General features: G+C 47.1%; 17 protein-coding genes. 4 read left to right on the forward strand and 13 right to left on the reverse strand.

Features of this window, described 5'->3' with window-relative positions:
* Positions 1 to 356 precede the first annotated feature (356 nt).
* On the forward strand, positions 357 to 1733 hold the full coding sequence (gene gdhA / locus MKY87_RS07860) for an NADP-specific glutamate dehydrogenase (RefSeq protein WP_445669451.1): 1377 nt from the start codon (positions 357 to 359) through the stop codon (positions 1731 to 1733).
* Positions 1734 to 1845: 112 nt separating this feature from the next.
* Here gdhA and MKY87_RS07865 read toward each other — a convergent pair whose 3' ends face one another.
* The 4 genes from MKY87_RS07865 to MKY87_RS07880 all read right to left on the reverse strand — a co-directional run bounded on the left by MKY87_RS07865 (position 1846) and on the right by MKY87_RS07880 (position 7277).
* Entirely contained in the window at positions 1846 to 3714 is a 1869-nt protein-coding gene (locus MKY87_RS07865) for a beta-glucoside-specific PTS transporter subunit IIABC (protein ID WP_340963739.1), read from the reverse strand.
* Positions 3715 to 3801: 87 nt separating this feature from the next.
* Positions 3802 to 4890: an ethanolamine utilization protein EutH gene (gene eutH, locus MKY87_RS07870; protein WP_340963740.1), complete on the reverse strand. Its 1089-nt coding sequence runs from the start codon at positions 4888 to 4890 to the stop codon at positions 3802 to 3804.
* Positions 4891 to 4892: 2 nt separating this feature from the next.
* Positions 4893 to 5936: a Gfo/Idh/MocA family protein gene (locus MKY87_RS07875; RefSeq protein ID WP_340963742.1), complete on the reverse strand. Its 1044-nt coding sequence runs from the start codon at positions 5934 to 5936 to the stop codon at positions 4893 to 4895.
* A gap of 66 nt (positions 5937 to 6002) precedes the next feature.
* On the reverse strand, positions 6003 to 7277 hold the full coding sequence (locus tag MKY87_RS07880; RefSeq protein ID WP_340963743.1) for an apiosidase-like domain-containing protein: 1275 nt from the start codon (positions 7275 to 7277) through the stop codon (positions 6003 to 6005).
* A gap of 243 nt (positions 7278 to 7520) precedes the next feature.
* On the opposite strand from MKY87_RS07880, the gene MKY87_RS07885 reads away from it, so the two are divergent.
* Both MKY87_RS07885 and MKY87_RS07890 read left to right on the forward strand, forming a co-directional pair.
* A complete protein-coding gene (locus MKY87_RS07885; RefSeq protein ID WP_340963746.1) occupies positions 7521 to 8561 on the forward strand; it encodes a LacI family DNA-binding transcriptional regulator in 1041 nt (346 codons plus the stop codon).
* A 110-nt stretch (positions 8562 to 8671) separates the two neighbouring features.
* The gene (locus tag MKY87_RS07890) at positions 8672 to 9526 is read left to right on the forward strand and encodes a pentapeptide repeat-containing protein (protein WP_338588176.1); all 855 of its coding nucleotides are present in this window, start codon (positions 8672 to 8674) and stop codon (positions 9524 to 9526) included.
* A 160-nt stretch (positions 9527 to 9686) separates the two neighbouring features.
* On the opposite strand, the gene MKY87_RS07895 is transcribed toward MKY87_RS07890, so the two are convergent.
* The 6 genes from MKY87_RS07895 to MKY87_RS07920 form a co-directional block, all read right to left on the reverse strand.
* Positions 9687 to 10664, reverse strand: coding sequence for a diaminopimelate dehydrogenase (locus MKY87_RS07895; protein WP_372238418.1), 978 nt, complete (start codon positions 10662 to 10664; stop codon positions 9687 to 9689).
* A 211-nt stretch (positions 10665 to 10875) separates the two neighbouring features.
* Positions 10876 to 11415 (reverse strand): hypothetical protein, encoded by a 540-nt coding sequence (locus tag MKY87_RS07900; RefSeq protein WP_340963750.1) that lies wholly within the window; start codon positions 11413 to 11415, stop codon positions 10876 to 10878.
* Positions 11416 to 11447: 32 nt separating this feature from the next.
* Positions 11448 to 11594, reverse strand: a complete 147-nt coding sequence (locus tag MKY87_RS07905) for a hypothetical protein (protein WP_165980244.1) — start codon at positions 11592 to 11594, stop codon at positions 11448 to 11450.
* Positions 11595 to 11644: 50 nt separating this feature from the next.
* A complete protein-coding gene (locus tag MKY87_RS07910; RefSeq protein WP_340963752.1) occupies positions 11645 to 12628 on the reverse strand; it encodes an alpha/beta hydrolase in 984 nt (327 codons plus the stop codon).
* Positions 12629 to 12861: 233 nt separating this feature from the next.
* Positions 12862 to 13617, reverse strand: a complete 756-nt coding sequence (locus MKY87_RS07915) for an exodeoxyribonuclease III (protein ID WP_339236583.1) — start codon at positions 13615 to 13617, stop codon at positions 12862 to 12864.
* 249 nt (positions 13618 to 13866) lie between these two features.
* Positions 13867 to 14424 (reverse strand): GNAT family N-acetyltransferase, encoded by a 558-nt coding sequence (locus MKY87_RS07920; protein ID WP_340963755.1) that lies wholly within the window; start codon positions 14422 to 14424, stop codon positions 13867 to 13869.
* 132 nt (positions 14425 to 14556) lie between these two features.
* Between MKY87_RS07920 and solA the strand changes: the two genes are divergently transcribed.
* Positions 14557 to 15690, forward strand: a complete 1134-nt coding sequence (gene solA, locus MKY87_RS07925; protein ID WP_340967394.1) for an N-methyl-L-tryptophan oxidase — start codon at positions 14557 to 14559, stop codon at positions 15688 to 15690.
* 130 nt (positions 15691 to 15820) lie between these two features.
* Here the strand turns inward: solA and MKY87_RS07930 are convergent, their stop codons facing one another.
* The 3 genes from MKY87_RS07930 to MKY87_RS07940 form a co-directional block, all read right to left on the reverse strand.
* Complete coding sequence (locus tag MKY87_RS07930) at positions 15821 to 17665, reverse strand: RICIN domain-containing protein (RefSeq protein WP_340963757.1); 1845 nt, start codon at positions 17663 to 17665, stop codon at positions 15821 to 15823.
* A gap of 199 nt (positions 17666 to 17864) precedes the next feature.
* A complete protein-coding gene (locus MKY87_RS07935) occupies positions 17865 to 19199 on the reverse strand; it encodes a glycoside hydrolase family 43 protein (RefSeq protein ID WP_340963759.1) in 1335 nt (444 codons plus the stop codon).
* A 498-nt stretch (positions 19200 to 19697) separates the two neighbouring features.
* Positions 19698 to 22736 (reverse strand): beta-galactosidase, encoded by a 3039-nt coding sequence (locus tag MKY87_RS07940; RefSeq protein ID WP_340963761.1) that lies wholly within the window; start codon positions 22734 to 22736, stop codon positions 19698 to 19700.
* Positions 22737 to 23284 lie beyond the last annotated feature (548 nt).

Consider the following 23284-nt stretch of genomic DNA (forward strand, 5'->3'; position numbering starts at 1 on the left):
ATTGGCATGTTTCTCTTCATCATCTTGTTGTCCTCCTTCTGATTGTTAAAAGACCCCGGGATACGAGACCTTCTTACCATATTACCAAAACTAATATTTTAATCCAGTATATTCGTCTAACTTGCTGTTTTATTATCATATGTGGTCATATCTTCCATTTAATAACTTAATTCTTCACATCATGTGGTAGATCCATAGAACATTTTAATTACTGCATAAAAAACATTTTATGGTTTTTTATCTCGTATTTTTATTTGCTTTACTGTATATTTAACTACAAACTTTTATTCAATTTATGCAAATAAGCATCTGAAGACTTTAACACAATAAAGGAGTGCATTGAAAAAGTGTCCACGATAACAAAAGAAACTACAGAGTCCGTTCAAGTTACTGCCGCAGAATATGTTCATGCCGTTTATGAGTCGGTTGTCGCCAGAAATCCGCATGAAGACGAGTTCCATCAAGCTGTCAAAGAAATTCTGGATTCCCTTATTCCTGTTATTGAAGCACACCCCAAATACAGGAACCATAGTCTTCTGGAACAGCTTGTTGAGCCCGAACGTGTAATCACATTCCGTGTCCCATGGGTAGATGATCAGGGCAAAGTTCAGGTTAACCGTGGATTCCGGGTGCAATTCAACAGTGCCATTGGTCCTTACAAAGGCGGACTTCGCTTCCACCCTTCTGTATACTCGGGCATCATCAAGTTCCTTGGCTTCGAACAGATCTTCAAAAATGCGTTGACCGGTCTGCCCATTGGCGGTGGTAAAGGCGGTTCTGACTTCGATCCCAAAGGAAAATCGGATCTGGAAGTTATGCGTTTCACGCAAAGCTTCATGACAGAGCTGTACAAATATATCGGTTCCGATACGGATGTACCGGCAGGTGACATTGGTGTAGGCGCAAGGGAAATCGGTTACATGTTCGGTCAATACAAACGTATCCATGGCGGGCATGAAGCAGGCGTATTGACAGGAAAAGGTCTGCTGTACGGAGGAAGCTTGGCACGCAAGGAAGCCACTGGCTTTGGCTGTGTGTACTTCGTGAAGGAGATGCTGCAATCCAAAGACCTCAGCTTCCAAGACAGCACAGTTGTTGTCTCTGGCTCTGGTAATGTATCCATCTATGCTATTCAGAAGGCTCAGGAGCTTGGAGCCAAAGTGGTGGCATGTAGTGACTCAGGCGGCTACATCTACGATCCACAAGGCATCAACCTGGATACCGTGAAACGTCTGAAAGAGGTTGATCGTCTTCGCATCAGCGAATACATCAAAGAACATCCGCATGCTACATATACCGAAGGCTGTGAAGGAATCTGGTCTATTCCTTGTGATATCGCGCTTCCGTGTGCGACGCAAAACGAGATCGATGAAGAAGCTGCTGCCCTTCTGGTCAAAGGTGGCGTGAAAGCCATCGGCGAAGGCGCAAATATGCCTTCCACCCTGGCTGCCATTGACGTCTTCCACGGCGCGGGCGTACTGTTTGGTCCAGCCAAAGCGGCTAATGCTGGCGGTGTAGCCGTGTCTGCTCTTGAAATGTCACAGAACAGCATGCGGTTGTCCTGGTCATTTGAAGAAGTAGACGCCAAGTTGCATGACATCATGAAGAACATCTACACCAGCTGTGTAGAAGCTGCTGAAGAGTATGGCTGTGAAGGCAACCTCGTAGCTGGAGCGAACATCGCCGGTTTCCTCAAGGTAGCGGATTCCATGATCGCTCAAGGTGTAGTTTAATTTATCCCCACACCTAAATGTACGAAATGAATAAGGGCAGTTCTCCGTTAATTCGGAGAACTGCCCTTTTGTGAACTCACAGACATGTTATTGTCTGACATGTAATATTTTTTTATTTTACAGTGATCAAAGCTTCACCTTGCTCTACGCTGCCTTGTGACTTAACCTGAATATCCGTAAAGGCGGCTGTGTTCGATACGATGACAGAAGTTGTTGTATCCAGCCCTGCGGCTGTAATGCCCTCCAGATCGAACTCCACCAGTTTGTCGCCCTTACGAACGGTATCCCCATCAGAGACATAGGAAGTAAAATGTTTTCCCTTGAGAGTCACGGTGTTGATACCCACATGAATCAATATTTCCACACCATCCTCAGATAACAGCCCGATGGCATGTTTTGTCTTGAAGATCGTAACCACCACACCATCAAACGGGGCATACGCCACGCCTTTGGTCGGAATGATCGCTGCTCCCTGACCCATAGCTCCACTAGCGAAGGCCTCATCTCCCACCTCTATCAACGGAATCAGTTGACCTATGAGCGGGCTGGACACCGTTTTCTCTCCTCGTGCTTGAGGGGTTGCCTGAACCGGAGTGACAGTAGACGAAACACCATCTGCCGATTCATTTTTGTAACCCAAGATGTACGTCAGAATAAAGCCTAATACAAAAGCGATCAAGACCGACAGGATGAAACCAATGAATCCCGTATCTATCCCTTTCGGATTAATGAAGAGTGGAATACCAAATACGCCACCACCCGCAAATCCGTAAGCATTGGAACCCATAAAACCTGCTACTGCCCCCGCGATACCGCTTGCAATGGATGCCATAATAAACGGCTTCTTGGTCGGCAATGTTACACCATAGATTGCAGGCTCGGTTACACCCATCAAACCGGCAATTGTGGCCGAAGTCGCAATAGGTTTCAGTCGTTTGTCTCTTGTTTTGATTGCGATGGCAAACGCCGCACCCGTCTGCGCGAACGTCGTACAGAAGAGCATACCGTTGATTGGGTCAAATCCATTGGTTACCACGTTGTTGATCAAGATCGGGATAAACGCCCAGTGCAAACCAAAGATAATGACGGTCTGCCAGATCCCTGCAAGAATGAAACCAGCGATGATCGGGCTAAGTCCATACACCCACATGGCACCTGTGGCCAGGTAATCACTGATGAACGTTGCGACCGGACCCACGGCCAGGAATACAATCGGGGTAATGATCGCCAACGTAACAAGAGGTACAAAGAACATTTTAACGGATGAAGGTGAAATTTTGGCGAGCCACTTCTCAAAGTTCGCGGCGAGATAGGATGCAATAATAATCGGAATAACCGATTGCGTATAGTTGATGAGTACGACCGGGATGCCGAGAAACGACATGGCTGTGCCATCTGTAAAGGCAGCCGTCATGGTTGGATAGACGAGCGCCGCACCAATGGTTGCCGAGATGAACGGGTTTCCGCCGAACTTTTTGCCTGCAGAGAATCCAAGCAGGATCGGGAAGAAATAGAACAGGGCATCGGCTGTGGCAAACAAAATCTTGTACGTGCTCATCTCTTCGGTTAACCATTTCAAAGTGATGAACAGCGCCAATAGTCCTTTCAGAATACCTGCTGCTGCCAATACACCCACAACAGGAAGGAATACGCCGGAGATCACGTCAACAAAGCGGTTGAACAAGCCCTTTTTCTCTCCTTGAGTTGTATCTTCCGATGTAGATGCTGCCGGATCTTTACCCATCGTTTTGAGCAGGGACTCATATACTTTGGGAACTTCATTTCCGATGACAACCTGGAACTGTCCACCGCTTTCCACAACGGTAAGTACTCCATCGATCTTCTTGATTTCTTCCTTGTCAGGTGACTTCATATCTTTCAGGTTGAATCGGAGACGGGTTACACAATGAATGACGTTATTGATATTATCATTGCCACCGACGGCGCTGAGAATTTCCTTTGCTGTTTGGTCATGATTCATGTCATATACTCCTTTACATGGATGCCATAGTTTCTTATTAAAATTTCCATCAGGTAAATAAGTGAAATTAACTCGTTGTTATACGATTTATAGTTGGATATCGTTCGTGGTTGGTGTAGCCCATGCTGCGACCATCGCTGCACTGATGCCACCTGCCAGTTTGCCTACAATCATAGCGGTTACCATGGACTTATCCATCCCGGCCACGAAGCCCAGATGACCTCCAAGTACAAATGAGCCGCTTACTGCAAAAGCAATACTGATGACTTTACCTCTTGAATTCATATCTTTGACCATTCGAAAGGTCGGAATATTGTGAGCTAGTGAAGCGATTAGTCCAGCAGTTGTTGGAGCATCCAGGTTCAGCAATCGGCCCGCTCGCTCAAGCGGAGTTTTGCAGACTTTATTGATTACTGCAACCATCGGAAAAGCCCCCGCCAGCACAATGGCAATCGTACCAACCGTTGTGATCCCTTCGGAGAGTGGTGCCATATGGGGGATTAGTTCCCATCCAGTAAGGGTTTTGACCGCTATAGCCACCAGTCCAATCAGGGACAACAAGGTGATACCGCTTCCAAATATTTTAAACAACCTCACCGTCTGAGTCGTAAAATAGCGCAAGCCGATCATAATGATTACAGATAACAGAATGGGTATGATGAGATTTTGATATATCACTGTAAAATCGATGCCCGCCACCAGCCCTCCGACTAAACACCCAACGGGAATGGTACTGATGCCAATCAGTACCCCTTTGGCAAAATACGGATGATCTTTCCGATCCAGAATACCCAGCGCAACAGGAATGGTAAAAACGATGGTTGGCCCGAACATAGTCCCCAGGAACACCCAAGAGAAAAGACCAGCCTGTTCACTCTGTGCCATCTGTTCTGCCAGAGCGTATCCTCCCATATCTACCGCCAGAATGGTATTGGCGAACGATGCCGGATCGGCACCGATCGCTTCATAGAGCGGAGATATCAGCGGAATGAGTATACTCGCTAGGAAAGGTGCCAGAGATACGATTCCCACCATCACCAGCGCGAGTGCACCCATGGCCATGATGCCCTCCGTGAACGCCGCTCCAAGGCCCATCCTATTACCGAAAGCCTTGTCAACAGCCCCAAGCACCAAGAAGAACGCAATCAGGATCATCACCATATCATTAATGGACATGATTACTCCTGTACATACCGCTTCACATGATGGTGGGCTGCACTGTCATACGTATCAAATACCAAGCGAAGCGTTTTGACATTATCCGAACCACTGGTTTGAAACTCCGCACCTGTATTTAAACATTCGATAAAGTGGGATTGCAGTTTGCGATGACTGTCCTCGTAGTTAAGCTCCGTACGTTCAGCGTATACTGTCTCCACACCGGCATTATCAATGATGGACAACTTTCCATCTTTATAGAGCTTAATGGAAGCTTTGTCTCCCTCAATGATGAGTTGTTCCTTATGATCGGGAAGGACCTGCTTCGGCAAAGGTTCACTGAGTTCCCGGCGAGTCGCCCAGCTCATATCCATGAGTCCGACATAATCTCCGTACCCCAGCATGACCATACCGCTGTCTTCCCCCACCGTATAATCGCTAACCTTTCTCGTCTCGGCATATAGACGCTCGGGCTCACCGAACAGGAAACGCCAGGTGTCAAACCAATGCACGCCCATCTCATAGAACAGCAATTGTGGCATGTCTCTGAAAAAAGGCTGTGGCAACTTCTCTTCCGGCGCAAATCTCGGGGAATAAAAATCAGTATGAATGTACCGAATCGTATTCAGTTGCCCCACTGTATGTTCCTCAAGCAGTTTCTTGATCAATTGAAACGGTTCAAGCCAGCGCCAATTTTCTGTCACCATCAGACGCACACCCGCCTCTTCAGCAATGCGCACCATCTCTTCAGCTTCCTCAATTGAACGGGCAAATGGCTTCTGGCACATGATATGCTTGCCAGCTGCTGCAGCCATTTTCACCAGTTCCAGATGCGTTTCCGGCGGCGTGATGATATCCAGCACATCCACATCCGCTTCTTCAAGCATCACGGCCACATCCGAGTAACGGAACGTTGCCGGGATGTTAAATAGCTCTGCCTTGCCATTCAGCGTGTCTGCATGCCTGTCACAAATGCCTGTTATCTCGGCATCGGCAATGAATTGCCAAGCCTTAATATGTTTTTCTGACCAATATCCTGTTCCAACGATCCCGATTTTCCACATACCCTCACCCCATCTATAATGTAAATCTCTATTTGTGCCAGCTTTGGCACCTCTCTCTGGTAATTCTTATTTACGTGTACCAATCACAACCACGTCATGTTCAAAAGCATGCATGGGAATTACGCCGTAATCGTCCTCGCGATAAGCTACTGTCTTGGCAAATCGGCGCTGTACGAGATCAGTGGTCGTAAAATCGTATTCTTCAACCGGGAAGTTCAGACGCACCTTGGTATTTACCGGAACATACAGCATAATCGTGTCCTCCGTACCTGCCGCACGAATCTCCTTCGTCTTGTTCAATACGATATCCATCGGCTCCACACCGACCAGCTTGTACTGCTCAAAGAGATACTTGATAAAGGAATAATCCCATGCACCTTCGAACCGAAGAGCTGATCTCCAATCATAAGGGCTGTCAAAACCTTCACCCTCCACAATGCCAAAAGACTTGCCTTTCTTGTGCCAACTCCAGATGCCATGTGCACCATAAGTGACCCCGCCCCCGCCTCCGGCAAGCAAGCTCTGCCATGCAGCCCTGCGGGCATCAAATGCAGAGTAGCGCCCATAGACGTTGCGGCTATAACTAATCTGTTCATAACAAGGTTCGCCGTTGATCACTGGACGTACAGGCGACTGATGATAGAAGTGATCTGCAATCTCATGCGCATAGGCTTGGAATTCCGAGTTATGCCCGGACTGATACATGTAAAAATCCAGCCCTTCATGGTTTGCGAACACTTCCGGAATCTCTCGTAGTCTGCCTTGGATGTGTAATGTCGTCAGACTGGATGGGCTGATGCGTTTTACGGTCTCCAGTGCTGTCTGATAGTAAGCATTCGCCTCTTCGGAAGGGAAATCCGTATCCCCACTGACCAGATATATTGGATTAAACTCCGAGAATCGGTTTACGGCATAGGTTACATAAGGCTCTACAGCTGCCAGCGGCATCTTGCCATCCTTCTGAAACATAGTAGCCCAGGTATCGGGTACATAGTTGCACCACAGAAGTACAAGCGCGGGTGTGAATCCACGTTCTGTTGCCATACGAACCATTTCCTGTGCACGGTCGAAATAAGCTTCATTAAATGAAAAATAGTTCGTCGAACCATCTTCTTGCTGGACAAAAGGCTCGATATTCAGATCAGAACCACTGGCATCCCATTGGCGCAAAATATTGATCTGCACGACGTTGAATCCCTGCATACTGCGATAATCGAGGTACTCTTCCCATTCTTCCAATGTAGCATTGGTAAATGCACTCCAAACCGTATCCGCCAAATAGAAGAACGGTTTTCCTTCTTTCTCAAACGTCCTACGGTTGGCTGTTACTTGAACAGACATGATTTCACCTATCCTTCCAACTAAACTTATTATATTATTTTAGTAAAATTAATATAAACTAACATTTAAAAAGGAACATAAATGCGTTTTCAATTTGAATATTAGCACCACAAACCTAAACAGTCAATCAAAATTTTAGTTTTAATTCAATAATTTTAGTTAAGTTTAGTTTAGTATTCAACTAAACTTAACGCTTCATTCATGGTATACTGATCCTATGTATTTCATTTAGGAGGTTCCATATTGAAGATTGATGATATTGCAAGGCTTGCTGGAGTTTCCAAAGCAGCGGTCTCTCTGGCATTTAACAACAAACCTGGTGTCAGCGAACAGACACGTGAACATATACTTAACATCGCACAAGCACATGGCTACAAACCAAGAACAGTCAAAGTTGGAAGAGAAGTACCGAAAAGCAATGCTATTATTCGTTTTGTTGCCTGCAAAAATTCCGACATCGTCACAGAGCATTATGATTCTCTCCCGTTCTTCAATGAATTGATCCACCACATCACGGAACAGGTCAAGCAACATGGCAGTACACTTGTCATCTCTTCCATTGACGTACAGGATTTGCAGCAAGAACTGCAAACGTTAGAAAAGGAACAACCGTCCGCCGGCCTTTTATTGCTCGGGATCAACCTGACTGCGCCCATGATTGAAACCATTCAATCCATTCATGACAATGTCGTCATTCTGGACACGTCATTTGAACATGTGGATGCAAATTTCGTATCTATTAATAATACATTGGGCGGATATCAGGCAGGTCAACATCTGGTTAAGCTGGGGCACAGTCGTATCGGATATGTGAAATCCGGTACACGAATCCCAAACTTCATCAAACGGGAAGATGGATTTCGCACAGCGCTGGCCGAACATCATCTGACCGTTGCTGAGACACTAACCTTCCATCTGCAGCCCATGCTGGTGATGGCGCAGGAACATTTGCAGCAATCGATCCTCCACCTAGAGGAACGACCTACTGCTATTTTCTGCGAGAACGATTATATGGCAATCAGCACGATCAAATCATTGCAAAATATCGGCATCCGAGTGCCCGAAGATATTTCAGTAATGGGGTTTGACAACATTTTCGAAGCCAATGTAATCAGCCCTGAGTTAACCACCGTACATGTCAAGAAAGATATGATGGCCAAAACGGCCGTCAATCTGATTATGACTAACCTGGGAAACAGCGAGAAAAACGGTGCTCACATCTATGTGAATACGGAAATTGTGGAACGCAGATCTTGTGTGCCTGTAGCCGCGTCCCCTGTTTAATAATGGTTAACAAGACAATTGATCGTATTTCGCTGGGATGATAAAGTGGTACTGACGTAATTTCATCTATTTGTACTATTATTTTGTACTATTATAAGGAAGTGTTTACATTGTCTAACCAACCATTTGCCAGCACTGCGAGTCCTCATCTTAGCGCAGACTGTGAGCAATGTTTTGGCCTGTGCTGTGTTGCCTTGCCCTATGGCAAGTCATCTGACTTTGCTTTTGATAAAGCCAGCGGCACACCCTGTCCCAATCTGCGCACGGACAATCGCTGCGGTATCCATACCCAGCTTCGGCAGAAAGGGTTCAAAGGTTGCACGGTATACGACTGTTTCGGAGCTGGACAGAAGCTGTCCCAAGTGACCTATGCGGGCAAAGATTGGCGTGATCATCCAGAGTCTGCAAACGAGATGTTCGATTGTCTGCCTGCCTTGCGACAACTTCACGAGTTGCTCAGTTATATGAAGGAAATGATGATGAGACCGGAGACGTCATCCCTTCATTCGGCATTTGGTGAGTTATATGAGGAAATTGAGCGCTTGAGCAATCTGGAGCCTGCGGCACTCCTCCGTCTGGACATCGCCAATTATCGGTCCAGTGTGAATCAACTCTTGGTCCAGGCAAGTGAGATGGTACGCGCGAATGTTTCACCCACTGCTCATGGACAAGGAAAGTCGAAGAAGAGTAAAAAACGTACCGGAAGTGACTTTTTTGGTGCCAATTTAAAAGGGGCTGACCTGCGGGGCGCAAGCTTCCGAGGGGCTTTAATGATCGCAGCCGATCTCCGAAATGCAGATACACGAAATGCCGATTGGATTGGCGCGGACTTGCGGGATACGGATCTGGGCGATGCAGACCTGAGAGGTGGCATCTTCCTCACGCAATCCCAGATTAATGCGGCCAAAGGTAATGTGAATACCAAGTTGCCGGATCATCTTAACATTCCCTCACACTGGGTGTAGGGTGCCATTTCCACAAGAGCACGAGCAGGGATACAAGCAAGATGCTACCTGCCAATTCATATGAATGTATGAATCGTATACAGCAACAGCAAAAAAACAGCTCGTCCTATATATCCAAGGACGAGCTGTTTGTTATACAAATCACTGGAACAAATCAGAATTATAACAAGTCGCGGCGAAGATCTTCAGCCGATTTCGGAGACAAGTGACCGAGCGGAATATCAAATACCGTTTTCGCTCCCTTATGTCCTTCCACGCTCAAGCGTTGTGCTGCTCTTGCATACGCCACAAGTACGCTTGCTGTAAATTCAGGATTGCTGTCGAGTTTCAGACCAAATTCAATAATTTGCTTTTGACCTGCACCCGTAACCCCACTGCGAATAACAAATCCACCATGCGGCATACCTTCATGCTCGGATTTCAATTCTTCTTCGCTAATGAACGTTACAGTTGTATCGTAATCTGCAAAGTAGTTAGGCATCGATACAATCGTTTCACGGATCTCATCCTGATTAGCACCATCTTCTGCTACCACATAACATTGACGCAGATGTTTCTCGCGTGTAGACAGCTCTGGTGTTTCCCCTGCACGAATACGATTGATAACCTCTTCGACAGGTACCGTATACTGCACACCTGCTTTAACACCTGGAACACGACGAATCGCATCCGAGTGACCCTGGCTCACACCTTTGCCCCAGAACGTGTACTCTTTTCCTTCTGGCAGGATGGACTGTGCAAGCAGACGATTCATGGAGAACAAGCCTGGGTCCCAACCTGTGGAAATGACACTTACGTGACCGCCTTGCTCTGCCGCAGCATTTACTTCCTTGTAGAATTCAGGAATCTTCGCATGTGTATCGAAGCTATCTACCGTATTGAACAACTTGGCAATAGCTGGTGTCTGCTCTGGAAGGTCCGTTGCAGAACCACCACAGAGGATCATAACATCGATCTTGCCTATGTATTGCTCCGCTGCAGAGATATGCTCAAAACGTACTTCTGTGCTTTCAGCAACCATCTGTTCTGGATTACGACGTGTAAACACAGCAATCAGTTCCAGATCCTCGTTCTGGGAAATGGCTTTCTCTACACCTTTACCCAAGTTACCGTAACCAACAATACCCACTCTAATCATGTTCAATCCTCTCCTGTCTTCTTCTATAGTTGTCTATTAATCTATTATAATGATATAACATACCATGTAACCTGTCAGGTTTCCAGTTCGAAATAAAAATACCTTGCAGCGGTGCAGCAATAATGCGGCTCCGCATGCAAGGTATCGTGGTGTTCATTCGTTATTTTAGGAAGAAAGAAAACAGGAACGAACAATAGCCCTTATCTTGTACTTATGATTCTGTCCAGGTCAACGTCAGTTCAATGACGCCTTCCTGCCCTGCCAATGTTCCTCCAATCAAGGACCAGACATCCTGCGTCTCCGGATCGGTTCCCTGAATGATAATATTTTTGTCATCGATTGTCTGACCCGCATCCGTCAACTTTTTGGCGTTGAAGTAATCTTTATACAGCTGGGATACGGTTTTCATATCTTGTTCAGTGGAGAAAATCACCATGGCTGATTGCTTGCCTTCGTTCTCACCCGAATTGGCTAAACGAATCGTTGCATCTTCCGGTAGGGGGAAGTCACTTGGCAAGTTCTCTGGCAACTCGTTACTTCCAGCAGTCGTACCTTCCGTCTCGGTCACTCCACTTGTTGTTGCTTCGCTTGCACCTTCATTGGTCACCTGTTCACCCGTTCCGGAGGAAACTTCGGTATCCACCTTCTCCGTTTCACCTGTTGGTTCGTCTGCTGCACTGCTGCAAGCACTCAAGGCCACCATCATCGCCAGTGCCGCACAGACTAATACATAATTCCTTCTCTTCACCATCCGTTATCACTCCTTCTTCTTCGTTTTAAGTGCTAATCACGCTCAAACGACTGGATTACAGGCACCGCATGAACATTATTCTTGACCCATATCACAGATACAGATAATACACTTAAAGACAATAGACAACTGGCTACGAGAATGGAGAGGAACCGGGTAATCACTCTAAACTTTTTCATCCATCCCTCCTCCTCATCCTGTTCATCATGTGTTTGTGGGATCATCTTACTCATAAATCACTGGACGTTGTCACTAATTTCATGATCTCGGCAGCGACAATATCCGGTTGACTGTTGTGGATACTGTGTTTCGCGTGTGGAACCGTCAGCTGTGTTCCGTGTGTTGACCATGAAGCAAAACCCGCTTGATCGGCCTGCCATGCCTGACTGTCCTCATCCGATTCCTCCGAACTCGCTGTCAGGATCGTCAGTGGAAAATCAAACTTCGTTTTGTTCTCAAGCACACACGCAGCATTTATTCTGGAATTTCGAACCTCTTCCATGACATTGTCATTGTACGCATGTCTCAGCGTGGATATCGTGACGGCCTTTTTCATCGGTTCCGTTACCAGTTTGGGGTCAATAACCAGAGACGCCATCATGTGATCCGACTGCAGCAATGTTCGTGCAATGCCTGTTTTCACCAGAAAACGGGACCAATCCATCATCCATTCTGGTGTATTCAGGTCTGTACGACTGTAATACTCCGGGCTTCCGCCATCAATCATGACCATCCCAGCCACCTCATCAGGATACCTTTGCGCAAAACGCAGTGTCTCCAACGCACCCAGGGAGTGGCCGACCATAATGTAAGGTGGACGTTGACCGGATGTTCGCAGCAATTGGTGAATCTCTTCCGAGATGGTATCGACATCACGAGGTGCATCCGTATAGTCGCTGTATCCATATCCGAACCGGTCATATACCGCAATTTTCACCTGTGATTTTAAATTGTCATACAACGGACTGAAATCCACATACGGATTCGGTGTACCCCAGCCTGAGGCAAATACCACCGTGACCTCTCCTTTGCCAGCGGTGTAGAGGTGCATGTTGCGACCACTCACTTCATAATACTTGCCTGGCGGGGGATAGGACTTCATATCCTGCGTGGATTGATACGCTTCATACGCTGTACCTGCCAGCAGCAAAAGTCCTGTGGCAAGCATGATGCCTCCCAGCACCTTTAAACCTCTCCGTAACCCCTTCTTCATCTTCTCTACCCCTTACCCCAAAGGTTCATCTATATATGTATGCTTCAATCGTACCCAAGAAATAGCGGGATTGAAACAATCCCGAGTCCAGTTCTTTCCCCAACCAAAGTCCAGTGTCCCTCCCCTACCTGTGAACGCAAAAAAACTGCAAATCTCCCATTCAGGAAACTTGCAGTTCATCTATACTTGTATTCTAAAACTCTTACCTCAATCTATCTCACGATGATTCTTACCTATAGTTGCAAAGTAAGACCCACGGGGCAATGATCACTGCCCATCACGTGGCAGTCGATATGCGCATCTGCCACCTTAGGTGCCAATTGATTGGATACTAGAAAATAATCAATGCGCCAGCCCACATTCCGTTCTCTGACTTTTGGCATATAAGACCACCAGCTGTACACATCCGTACGATCCGGGTACAGATGGCGGAAGCTGTCCACATAACCAGAAGCAAGCAAATCGGTCATCTTGCCACGCTCTTCAAGGGTAAAGCCGGAATTGCCCAGATTGGGCTTTGGATTCTTCAGATCAATCTCCTGATGAGCCACATTCAGATCACCACAGACGATAACCGGCTTGATCTGCTCCAGCTGCAGGATATATCCCCGGAATCGGTCCTCCCATTCCAGACGGTAAGGCAGTCGGGTCAGATCCCGCTTCGCGTTAGGTGTATAAACGTTCACCAGATAAAACTCATCGTACTCCAGTGTAATCATCCGGCCTTCCGGCTCGCTGTCCTCCTCCATCCCGTAACGAACGGATATAGGCTTGATGCGGCTAAATACAGCCGTACCGGAATATCCTTTTTTGATCGCATAATTCCAATATTGATAAACATCTTCCCCCAGGTCCATCTCAATCTGTCCGGCTTGCAATTTGGTCTCCTGAAGGCAGAAAATGTCCGCCTGACTCTCTTGATAATAATCCATAAATCCTTTGGTCACACATGCCCTTAAGCCATTCACATTCCAGGACACCAGCTTCATATCCTCATCTCCTCACATCTCTCCAATATAGCACGGGCGAATTCAGGAGGACAAGGTTCACGACATGGAAATGAGATGAAGTTCGCTCAGAGCAAGTTATCAGCTAGGACAATCTGCCAAATCAGATATGGACAATACACCCCTCCACGAGGGGTAAAATAAAAAAGACCGGAGCAGTATCCGGTCTTCATTCGGCCGCAGGGAAGTGCGGCCTTTTGCCTTAGTGCAATCCTTATCGGTTTAGCTTGACTATATTTCGCTTCGTAACTTGGAGAACACCGCAAGGTCAATATATCTGCCTTTCTCGAACTCATGCTGCCGCAGTACACCTTCCTGTTGAAAATCAAGCTTGTGTAACAAGCGAATTGACGCCTCATTCTCCGGTTCAACCTTTGCTTCAATCTTGTTGAGCTGCATGCTTGTGAATCCAAAATGTAACACAGCATGTGCCACTTCCGTCATCACACCGCGGCCCCAGAAAGAGGAACGCAAATCGTATCCAATCTCTGCACGGTTATGTACATCTTCATAGTTCAGGAACCCGCAGGTTCCGATCACTTTACGAGTTTCACGGTCTTCAATCATCCAGCGTAAACCCGTGTGTTCCTTGAAAATCTTCGTATACCAGTTCATCTCACCCTGTGCATCCTCCACGTATTCAAAGGGAGTGAATGGCATATATTGAACCACAGCTTCGTCCGAATATAACGCGAGCAGATCATGGCTGTCCCCAGCCTCTGCCGACCGGAGGATGAATCGTTCTGTCTGAATTAATGGAAATAGATCAAACCTAAATTGCTCACTCATGCTTGGTCTCCTTTGCCAACATTTATTGTAGAAGTCCATTTTACTACACTTGCCTTCATCAAGCTTTTACTATTAATATGTTCTATTAAGGCATTACTGTATAAAAGGGTACATAGGAAAGGACGTGCTATTATCACACAATCATATGACGTTATTATCGTTGGAGCCGGCTCCATGGGTATGAGTGCTGGGTATTATCTATCGCGCAGTGGATGCAAAACTTTATTAATTGATGCCTTTGATCCTCCGCATACGGAAGGAAGTCATCACGGGGATAGCAGACTGATGCGCCATGTGTACAGTGGTGGGCCTGACTATATTGCCATGGCATTACTTGCACAGAAGTTATGGCACGAGCTGGAGGAAACGATCGGAGACCAACTGTTTGTTCCTTCCGGTGTACTAAATGTGGTTGATCCGGAGATTCATTCCTTCCACAACCGATTGAGCCATGCAGATCATGCAGGTATTCGGTATGAAACGTTGCACGCAGCCGAGGTGATGAAACGCTGGCCAGGTATTACAATACCTGAACATTACGAGGGCATGTATGAGCCTGATGCGGGTTATCTGTATAGTGAACCCTGTATTCGTGCCTTCCGCAAAGCAGCCGAGACTCACGGTGCCACCTTGTTAACGCACACGCTTGTGGAGCATATCGAATACGGACCCCATTCCGTTGCAGTTCAGACTTCAGGTGGTGAGACATACCATGCAAATCAAATCATCCTGAGCGCTGGCGCCTGGTTTCAGACATTAAAACCTTTTGTGGATCTCCCAATTCAGGCAGTGCGTAAAACGGTTGGATGGTTTGATGCACCAGAAGCCTTGTATGGCGAGGCACACTTCCCCGGTTTTACACTGGCAGGAAAAGAAGGTACATATTATGGATTTCCAAGCATTGGCGGATCAGGTCTGAAGATGGGTCGTCATGATACGGGCCAAATGTGGACACCAGGAAGTACAATGGCTCCTTTTGGTACGGAAGAAACGGACGAGGGGGATCTGCGCAGGCTGCTCGAACTTCATATGCCTCAGGCAGCTGGAGAATTGAAACGTGGTAGTGTATGCAAATATGAATTCACTTCGGATGAAGATTTTATTATCGACCGACACCCTGCCCATGAACGTGTGTGGCTCGCAGGTGGTTTCTCCGGTCATGGCTTCAAGTTTGCAAGTGCCATTGGACAGATTCTATCCGACTTGGTGCAAACGGGGCACACGGATCAGGATATTAGCAGGTTCGCCCTATCCCGTTTTCGTTAAGTACCAGCTGGGTGGATGAATATATGTATGTCTAAAATAGCTACTTTCCTTGAGGGTGCAGTGTCGCTTAGAGCACTGCACCTCCAAGAAAGAAGGACACGTAACAACGTTTATTTCATGCGTACTCACACTAATTAACTTTGACTAGGCTCCATTGCTGATTGGCCCCGCCATTGTCGGCCCACTGAATCGTGGAGGCACCTGCGGTTAGAGACCCTTGATTGATGTCAACCGTCAGGCCACTGTTTCGATTCGCAAGTACCACATATCCTCCCACATCAATTGGCAGCCATTGCTGATTGTTGCCTCCGTTATCCTGCCACTGAATCAGAGCGGCTCCGCCTTGTGTAGAACTCGAATTCACGTCTAATAAAAGGCCACTGCCTACATTGCGGATGTTGTAATATCCGTTACCTGCCGACTCCAGCTTCCACTGCTGGTTGGCTGCTCCATTATCATTCCACTGAATGATTGTTGCCCCACCCGTAGAAGAAGCACCGTTAACATCGAGTGCAAGTCCACTATTGCGGTTGATTAATTTGTAGATTGCCCCGGATTCATATCCTGTACCACCATTGTAAGTTGCACCGGAAATGACGTAAGTTGTGACCGAGTTGGCCTTGGCTGTAGCGGTAAAGGTTTTGTTTTGCACCGAAATATTGGTCAGTTGCTGCAACTTCTCTGTTGAAGAGGTCCGATATACTTGAGCAGACGTGCCTGTGTTAGTAAAACGACTGAGATCATAGGTTACCGTTGTATCCGTCGATTCCGAATTGGTTGTAACCAGCACTACTTTGCCGGAAGCTGCATCATAGGCTGCAAGGGTATTGGCATCACTCATGCCGATAATCTTGTACCCAGGACGAATAAATTTGCTGTAGTTGCCCATGACATAATATTTTTGGTTTACGGTGTAACTGGTCGTTTGTGTATTGTTCAACACGTTTTTGAAGAATCCCCATCCTTCTGCACTATCCACGGCTTGCCAATACACCCATCCACTTGCGCCCATATTGCGAATATCCTTGAGGATGGTACGTGACATCGTAAGTCCGCTTGCATCCCCATCTCCATATTCAGAGGTCCACAGATGTTTGCCCGCAGACGTCGCTGTGTTGCGCAAAGCAGTACGATTGCTTCCGCCATACGTATGGGTGTTGATCTGAGTGATCGCTGATTTAACGGCATTGCTGTAGCTGTTAAACGACACATTGGTATCATCAATACTGTATTCTTCCGGTGCGCTCAGCTTCGTGGACAGGCCCTTCGTATTCAACGAAGCTTGTACCTGACTCAGAATGGTGTTCTGATCCGCCCGGTCGAAGTGCATGCCCTCCTGATCATTCCCCTGTTTCCACCACGTCGAGATCGGTTCATTGAGCGGAGTTACACTATCAAATGTGATCCCCCAGTTATCCCGAAAATGCTTCACAACCTCGGTTAAATAATCGGCAAAATCATCGTAGTAATCAGGCTTGAGGTTATTACCTCCATTGGCCGAACCGGATACATTGCCACTGATCGTCATCCAGTAAGGTGCGGAATTCGCAAAAGCTTCGATGATATTCACGCCTTGAGCTTTGGCAGCCTGCAGCATATATCGTTGGTTTGCATCTGCATTCCAATCATACACGCCTGGAGAAGGCTGGTAACCAGGAACGGCTTTGCGATATTCAAGGACATTGGATGATGGATTATCCCCGCCTCCAATGTTGTACCGCAGGATGTTCAGCCCCAGTCCGGTATTCGCATTGAACATTTTCTCCACATACTCATCCCGATTGGAATATTCTCCAACCACTTTGCCCCACCACGCGAGGGATGTTCCCCATCCTTCCATCGTCTGATATTGCTTGGATGGATCGGCAACTGCCGTGTATGCTCCTGCAGCAGATACCTCTGTGCCCAGACCCAAACTGCCTGTAAGCAGACTTCCTGCCAGCAGCAGCGAGCTCATTCGTTTTAACCACTTCATCCGCTTCACTCCTTATCATTTTACACTTGCACTCCGATGTCAGAACAACTTTCCGATCGCTGTTATCCCCAGATTTTTTTAATTATTCTCTAAAAGGGGAAAATCCGGGGATAAACGCGCACGCTTCGCTTCTTCAAGTTATTTCTGACCTCTCCGTTATCGTGTAAATGTATAGTTTAACTTAGAAAATAAACACCTATTATTGTGCAACCTCTCGGAAGGTCGCGTCTGACTTATCCAGTGGGGTAACGACAGCTTCCAATTTCAGCACATTGTTGTAATGTCTCAGATACAGGTTTGGGTTACTAAACGAGGCATACGATGTCCAACTGGTGTTAGCAAGTCCATTTACCCGTTTGAACGTGGCGTCATTTCGGAATGTAGCGCTGCCGTCATTTTTCACAAGTGTAATGTTGCCATTAGTATTGCGCAGGAAATAACCCGGGTAATTCATGGACTCAAACGAAATGCCTGTTGCATTCGACAGCCCGGGAACGATACGGAATTGTGCATCCTCCGCCGGACTAACACTGGCATCGATCCGTGCCTGATAGTTGTAGTGACGAATGAAGCTGCCAGGCACATTGAATGACTCCAACTTGCGGATATCACCCGGCTGTCCGGACTCTTTCAATACGGTCATATGCCGGACCAGTCCGGTAAGACCCGCAATCTCTTGTTTGGCACCCCAGGTCTGGAAGTTGTCAGCAGAGTCGCTGTAATAATATTTTTGTGTCGCATAGCCGTCAAAGTAGATTCGCCATGAACCATTATCCAGCTGAACAAGCGCCGGACCTTCTACCCAGGATCCCCAACCTGCCCAATCTCCTGTACCTTTGAAGGTATAAGGACCCTTTAGCGAAGTGGCTGTCGCATATTCAATGTATTTGGTGGTTTCGTTCTTGGTAAACGCATGATAGGTTGAGCCTGTCTTCACAATAAAAGTGTCGATATAATTGGGAGCAATGCCTGCCAGTTCAGTAGGTGCAGACCATGAGGTGGAAGCCAGATTGCTACCTGAAGCGGTAATGACATAAGGTTTGAAATTCTCATAGTTGCCTGGTGAGAGGGACACGATAACGTTCAGACTGCCGTTGCTGTCTTTGAACCATTCCGGTGCCCAGGTGTGTGCGATTGTGGTAGGTGTGGATAATGTAATGTTACGGACAAATGTCCAGTTTACCTTATCCGGACTTGAGGCGATGCCGATGGTGTTACCCGACCAGTTCGTGGTGTAGACGACGTAATATAAACCATCTGTGTGCTTCATGATGCTGGGATCGCGGATCAGATCGGCCGGAGGTGTATAGGCTGGCCCTTTTAGCAAACCATAGTGTGTCGCATTATACGATTCATAGATGTACATATTGGACTCACTTGTGTTCGTGAAGGCGGATATCGTATAGACACTTGTCGCTGCTCTGGCTGTATTGGGGAATACCATGGTTAATAGAAGCAATGTTCCGAGCAGCAGGATCATTCCGGCCTTGAAACCGCTGAGTCCTCTTGCGCTGTCTTTCCTCTTCGTTAACATCAGGTCATCTCCTTATCCAGGGTTGAAAGGAATAATGAATTAGACATAACATACCTTACAGCCGATTTAAACGTTATCTTGGAGTCATCCCTCTATAAGCACACCTTACGACTACCTGATCAAATTCCAATTACATGAAGCATCACTCCCTTCACAGATCATGGATGAACAATCACCTTATATGTAAACGGTTACAAAAAATGTTGCTACAAATGTTCCCTATGCTTATTGTAAAAACCTGATGACCATAGTTTCCCCATTCCCTTAGCCTAGCTCACTCAAAGGACTGAATCAGATGACTCACAACCCAGGTCAATTTGGCTAAGAAAATGAGGTGTTATGGCTACGATAAAAGGTAAACTTATGCGGTATGTGATGCTGCTTTCTAGTCCTAATCTATTTCTTCAAGAAAATGCTCCAACTTGAACTCTCCCGGTTCAATTATCGTTCCGAACCATAGTTGGATATTGGTAAGACATCTACCGACTAATACATGAACTACTCAACCATAACCCACGGATAATGGGATAATGCATCCAGCAGGAAACGTACATGTGTTGGTGTTCTGCCTTCTTCATCGAACAAAAGTAATTCATTATCATCCTGTAGCCACGATACCGGAATCTTATAATCCTCTTGCGGACCAATCTGCCAGTAACGGCCCAGATGATGTCCATTCAGGTGAATGGTTCCTTTGCTCATACCGGTCAGGCGAAGCATCAAGTTCACCTTATGATGCTCAGATACTACAGGCTTAGTGAAATGCCAGCGGTACCAGACAGGCTGACCGTGCGAGCCTTGTGCTTGAAGAGCATTAGATGTGGGTTTAGACTTCTCGCTCACCGCAGCACGTGAGCCTCCACCGTCTGAGGTATCGGTCACCAGGTTGGCATTCCAATTGCCACTTTTGGCGACATCGGGCTGTGCCGTACGCAGGATTGACCCCTGTACGCTACGTTGAGCCAGTTCTTGCCCTGTCTCGGTGCTCTCCCAATGTTCCGGGAGTAAAGCATCCGTTCCTGCCATACGCCAATCCTTCAGTTCTCCCTGACTCGGATACGTAATCAGTTCCAGTCGATTCAGTGAGGATCGGCTATACGGCATTTCCAGTGTATTCGTCTCTCCAGGCTTGATATACAAGGAAATGTCTAGCGTCTGGAAAGCAAACCAATCTTGATATCCTTCCATCGGAACTTCGATGCCATTGATACGGAGGCCTTTACTCAAGGCACCCACCAGAATCGCCCGATCCATACGATCCAGCGTAAAGCTTCTGCTCAGAAGTGGCGATCCTTGGAGAGAGTTCACCTCATCGAGATGCACAAGTCCACTCTCCGTAAGCCAATCCCGACGAATATCCTGAACCTTGCCATCCAGATACATAGCACCAGCCAGACCTTTGCTCTCACCCAAATACGGAGAGAAGTTCAATCTGCCCATATGCTGCACCAGAATCTGAAGTGTGTTCCTCCCCTGGACTACTTGTAACTGAACTCCTGCGGCACCTACCTGACGAACCAGTACCTGTTGTACTCCATTGACAATAATCCTGGCGGTATCCTGAATATCTGGCAAAATGAGACTGGTCATCCCTTCGGTTGCACTCTCGAAATCACATTCGTACAATAGATAACCAAAATCTTGTCCATACCGAGAAAAGTCTTCCGGTTGTCCACTCGCCGAGCGTTGCTTCGCAGTTAACGTAATACGAGACAGCTCATAAGAATCAGATAACGTCGGCGCACTAGGTGATGTCCATGGACGCTGCTTCTGTATACCTGCAATAGACTCCTCGCTGGCAAAGAATTCGTGACCTGTTAACGTCCGTTCTCCATCTGTCCAGTTACCAAGCAGCGTAATCGTGCGATCCGGATCTGTGATCATGCCCTTGACCTGACCAGATGACATCACGTCCACGTCATCGAAGCCGATCACATAACGTAGTCCCTTCTGATCTGTTGCTTCCAATCGCCATGTTCGATTCATCATCTCTTGATCCAGAATGACGAAACGGATCGGTGTGCCGTTTGCTTCCAATTGGATCATTCCCGGCTCCTGGAAATGGAACAGGTCGAAGCGGTGTACGTTCCTTGCCGAATCATGCTCGACCAGCACTTGCACCGAACTGTCCATGACGTTCAAGTCCACGGCTTCCAGTTCAACTATGGAACGCTGCCCTGCTGGGGCCACGATGAACAGGGTCAATTCTCCATTGATCATTTCATTGCCCGTAATCATCGTACCCGCAGTCAGGTATACATTTTCAGCAATCGCTACTCGATCCAGCAAGGGAACAATCTGACCCGGATTCAGCGATACGGGAAGAGTACGCCCTTCTTCAAGCGTAATGTGCATCGTCTCGCGTTCATCCTTGTGACTCTCTAGGAACCACATTTTCTGGTTGTCTGCTTGTCTGCCTCGTACAGATATGCCTTCAGGATGACGTACAACGATCTGTTCTTCTGGAATTTCCTCTGTTTCCATCAACAGTGCCCCGAAAGCATGGACAAAGTAAGACAGATTTTTGGTTACCGCATATTTCGGTGTAACCCGACCATATTCGTTTAGTGGTGCATCATAGTCATAAGACGTAATCATGAAGATGTCACTGCTACCCATCGTTCTGCCACCATAACCACCAAAATTGGTGCCGCCGTAGAACATGTAATGGCTGATTCCGGTATACCCGGCACGCAGAATCTCCATGATGCGACTCTCCAGCAACGGCGCCGTCTTCTGAATAGCCGAAGGCCCTCCCCAATTCTCGAACCATCCGGTCCAGAATTCCGTGACCATCTTCGGGGTGTCCGGCTGTTTGGCCCGAAGGTTCTCATAATGCCCGTCAGCACCCGACCAGAAATTAGCCCCTTCAATCGTGCCTTCCGCCTCGCCAACGCAAGTGATCAGCGTAGCGTCAATGCCACGTTGTAACAATCCATCCCTCAGTGTATTCATATGTTCACTTGCCGCGGCGTCATCCATCAGATACTCATACTCATTCTCCACCTGAACGAGAATGACCGTCCCCCCGGCAGATAACTGGCGCTTCCGAATGATCGGTACAATCCGGTCAAAGTACAGGTTCACATAGTGCAGATACGTCTCATTATTCTCCCGGAACTTCACGCCGTCCTTCGTACCAAGCCAGTATGGAAAACCGCCAAAATCCCATTCTGCACAGATAAACGGACCCGGACGTGCGATGACCCACATGCCCAGTTCTGCGCACAGATCCAGAAACGCGCCGCAATCGTTGTCCCCTTCGAAGGACCACTGTCCTTCTTCCGGTTCGTGCACATTCCACGCAAAGTAGGTGTCGATGCAGTTCATGCCTGCCAGCTTCGCCTTCAGTAGAACCTCACGCCATTCCTCCTTCGGCATGCGGAAATAATGGATCGTGGCACTGTTCAGAAATACACGCTCCCCGTTCAGGAAAAAACTGCGTGCATCGTACGTTAATTCGGATTGAACACCATTCTCAGCCCTGGCGATGTTCTTCTCCTGTTCCTGCAGCAAAAGGGATGCTTTCTCTGTCAAAGATATCCCCTCCTTCTCTTTATTGATATAAATTGAACTAAAATTATTTACACTGGCACTACGATGACAGAATAACCTTCCAATCGCTGTTATCCCCAGATTTTTTGATTCCCTTTTCTCAAAGGGAAAATCCGGGGATAGCGTATGCTTCCGATGTAGCTTTCTTGCAGAAAGCTTGTAGGCGACCGCTCCGCTTCTTCAGGTCCTTTCTGTCCTCTCCGTTTGGTGTAAATGTTTAGTTTAATTTATATAGTTCATATGTCCTGTTGTTCATTTAAAATATAAGTTCAACTAATGAATGTTTACACTGGCACTACGATGACAGAATAACCCTCCAATCGCTGTTATCCCCAGATTTTTTTGATTCCCTTTTCTCAAAGGAAAAATCCGGGGATAGCGTATGCTTCCGATGTAGCTTTCTTGCAGAAAGCTTGTAGGCGACCGCTTCGCTTTTTCAAGTTATTTCTGTCCTCTTCGTTTCTGTGTAAATGATTAGTTCAAAATGATATTGTTCATATTCATACGGGAACTACGATGACAGAATCCTT

Source organism: Paenibacillus sp. FSL R7-0198, from assembly GCF_038000415.1.
Lineage (GTDB): Bacteria > Bacillota > Bacilli > Paenibacillales > Paenibacillaceae > Paenibacillus.

Bases quoted from the DNA above. Each gene is read 5' to 3' on its own strand.
- MKY87_RS07910 (WP_340963752.1), bottom strand. From the start codon at position 12,628: ATGAAGAAGGGGTTACGGAGAGGTTTAAAGGTGCTGGGAGGCATCATG.
- MKY87_RS07900 (WP_340963750.1), bottom strand. From the start codon at position 11,415: ATGGTGAAGAGAAGGAATTATGTATTAGTCTGTGCGGCACTGGCGATG.
- MKY87_RS07865 (WP_340963739.1), bottom strand. From the start codon at position 3,714: ATGAATCATGACCAAACAGCAAAGGAAATTCTCAGCGCCGTCGGTGGC.
- MKY87_RS07880 (WP_340963743.1), bottom strand. From the start codon at position 7,277: ATGTCTGTTCAAGTAACAGCCAACCGTAGGACGTTTGAGAAAGAAGGA.
- MKY87_RS07920 (WP_340963755.1), bottom strand. From the start codon at position 14,424: ATGAGTGAGCAATTTAGGTTTGATCTATTTCCATTAATTCAGACAGAA.
- MKY87_RS07930 (WP_340963757.1), bottom strand. From the start codon at position 17,665: ATGAAGTGGTTAAAACGAATGAGCTCGCTGCTGCTGGCAGGAAGTCTG.
- MKY87_RS07915 (WP_339236583.1), bottom strand. From the start codon at position 13,617: ATGAAGCTGGTGTCCTGGAATGTGAATGGCTTAAGGGCATGTGTGACC.
- MKY87_RS07875 (WP_340963742.1), bottom strand. From the start codon at position 5,936: ATGTGGAAAATCGGGATCGTTGGAACAGGATATTGGTCAGAAAAACAT.
- MKY87_RS07935 (WP_340963759.1), bottom strand. From the start codon at position 19,199: ATGTTAACGAAGAGGAAAGACAGCGCAAGAGGACTCAGCGGTTTCAAG.
- MKY87_RS07895 (WP_372238418.1), bottom strand. From the start codon at position 10,664: ATGATTAGAGTGGGTATTGTTGGTTACGGTAACTTGGGTAAAGGTGTA.
- eutH (WP_340963740.1), bottom strand. From the start codon at position 4,890: ATGTCCATTAATGATATGGTGATGATCCTGATTGCGTTCTTCTTGGTG.
- MKY87_RS07905 (WP_165980244.1), bottom strand. From the start codon at position 11,594: ATGAAAAAGTTTAGAGTGATTACCCGGTTCCTCTCCATTCTCGTAGCC.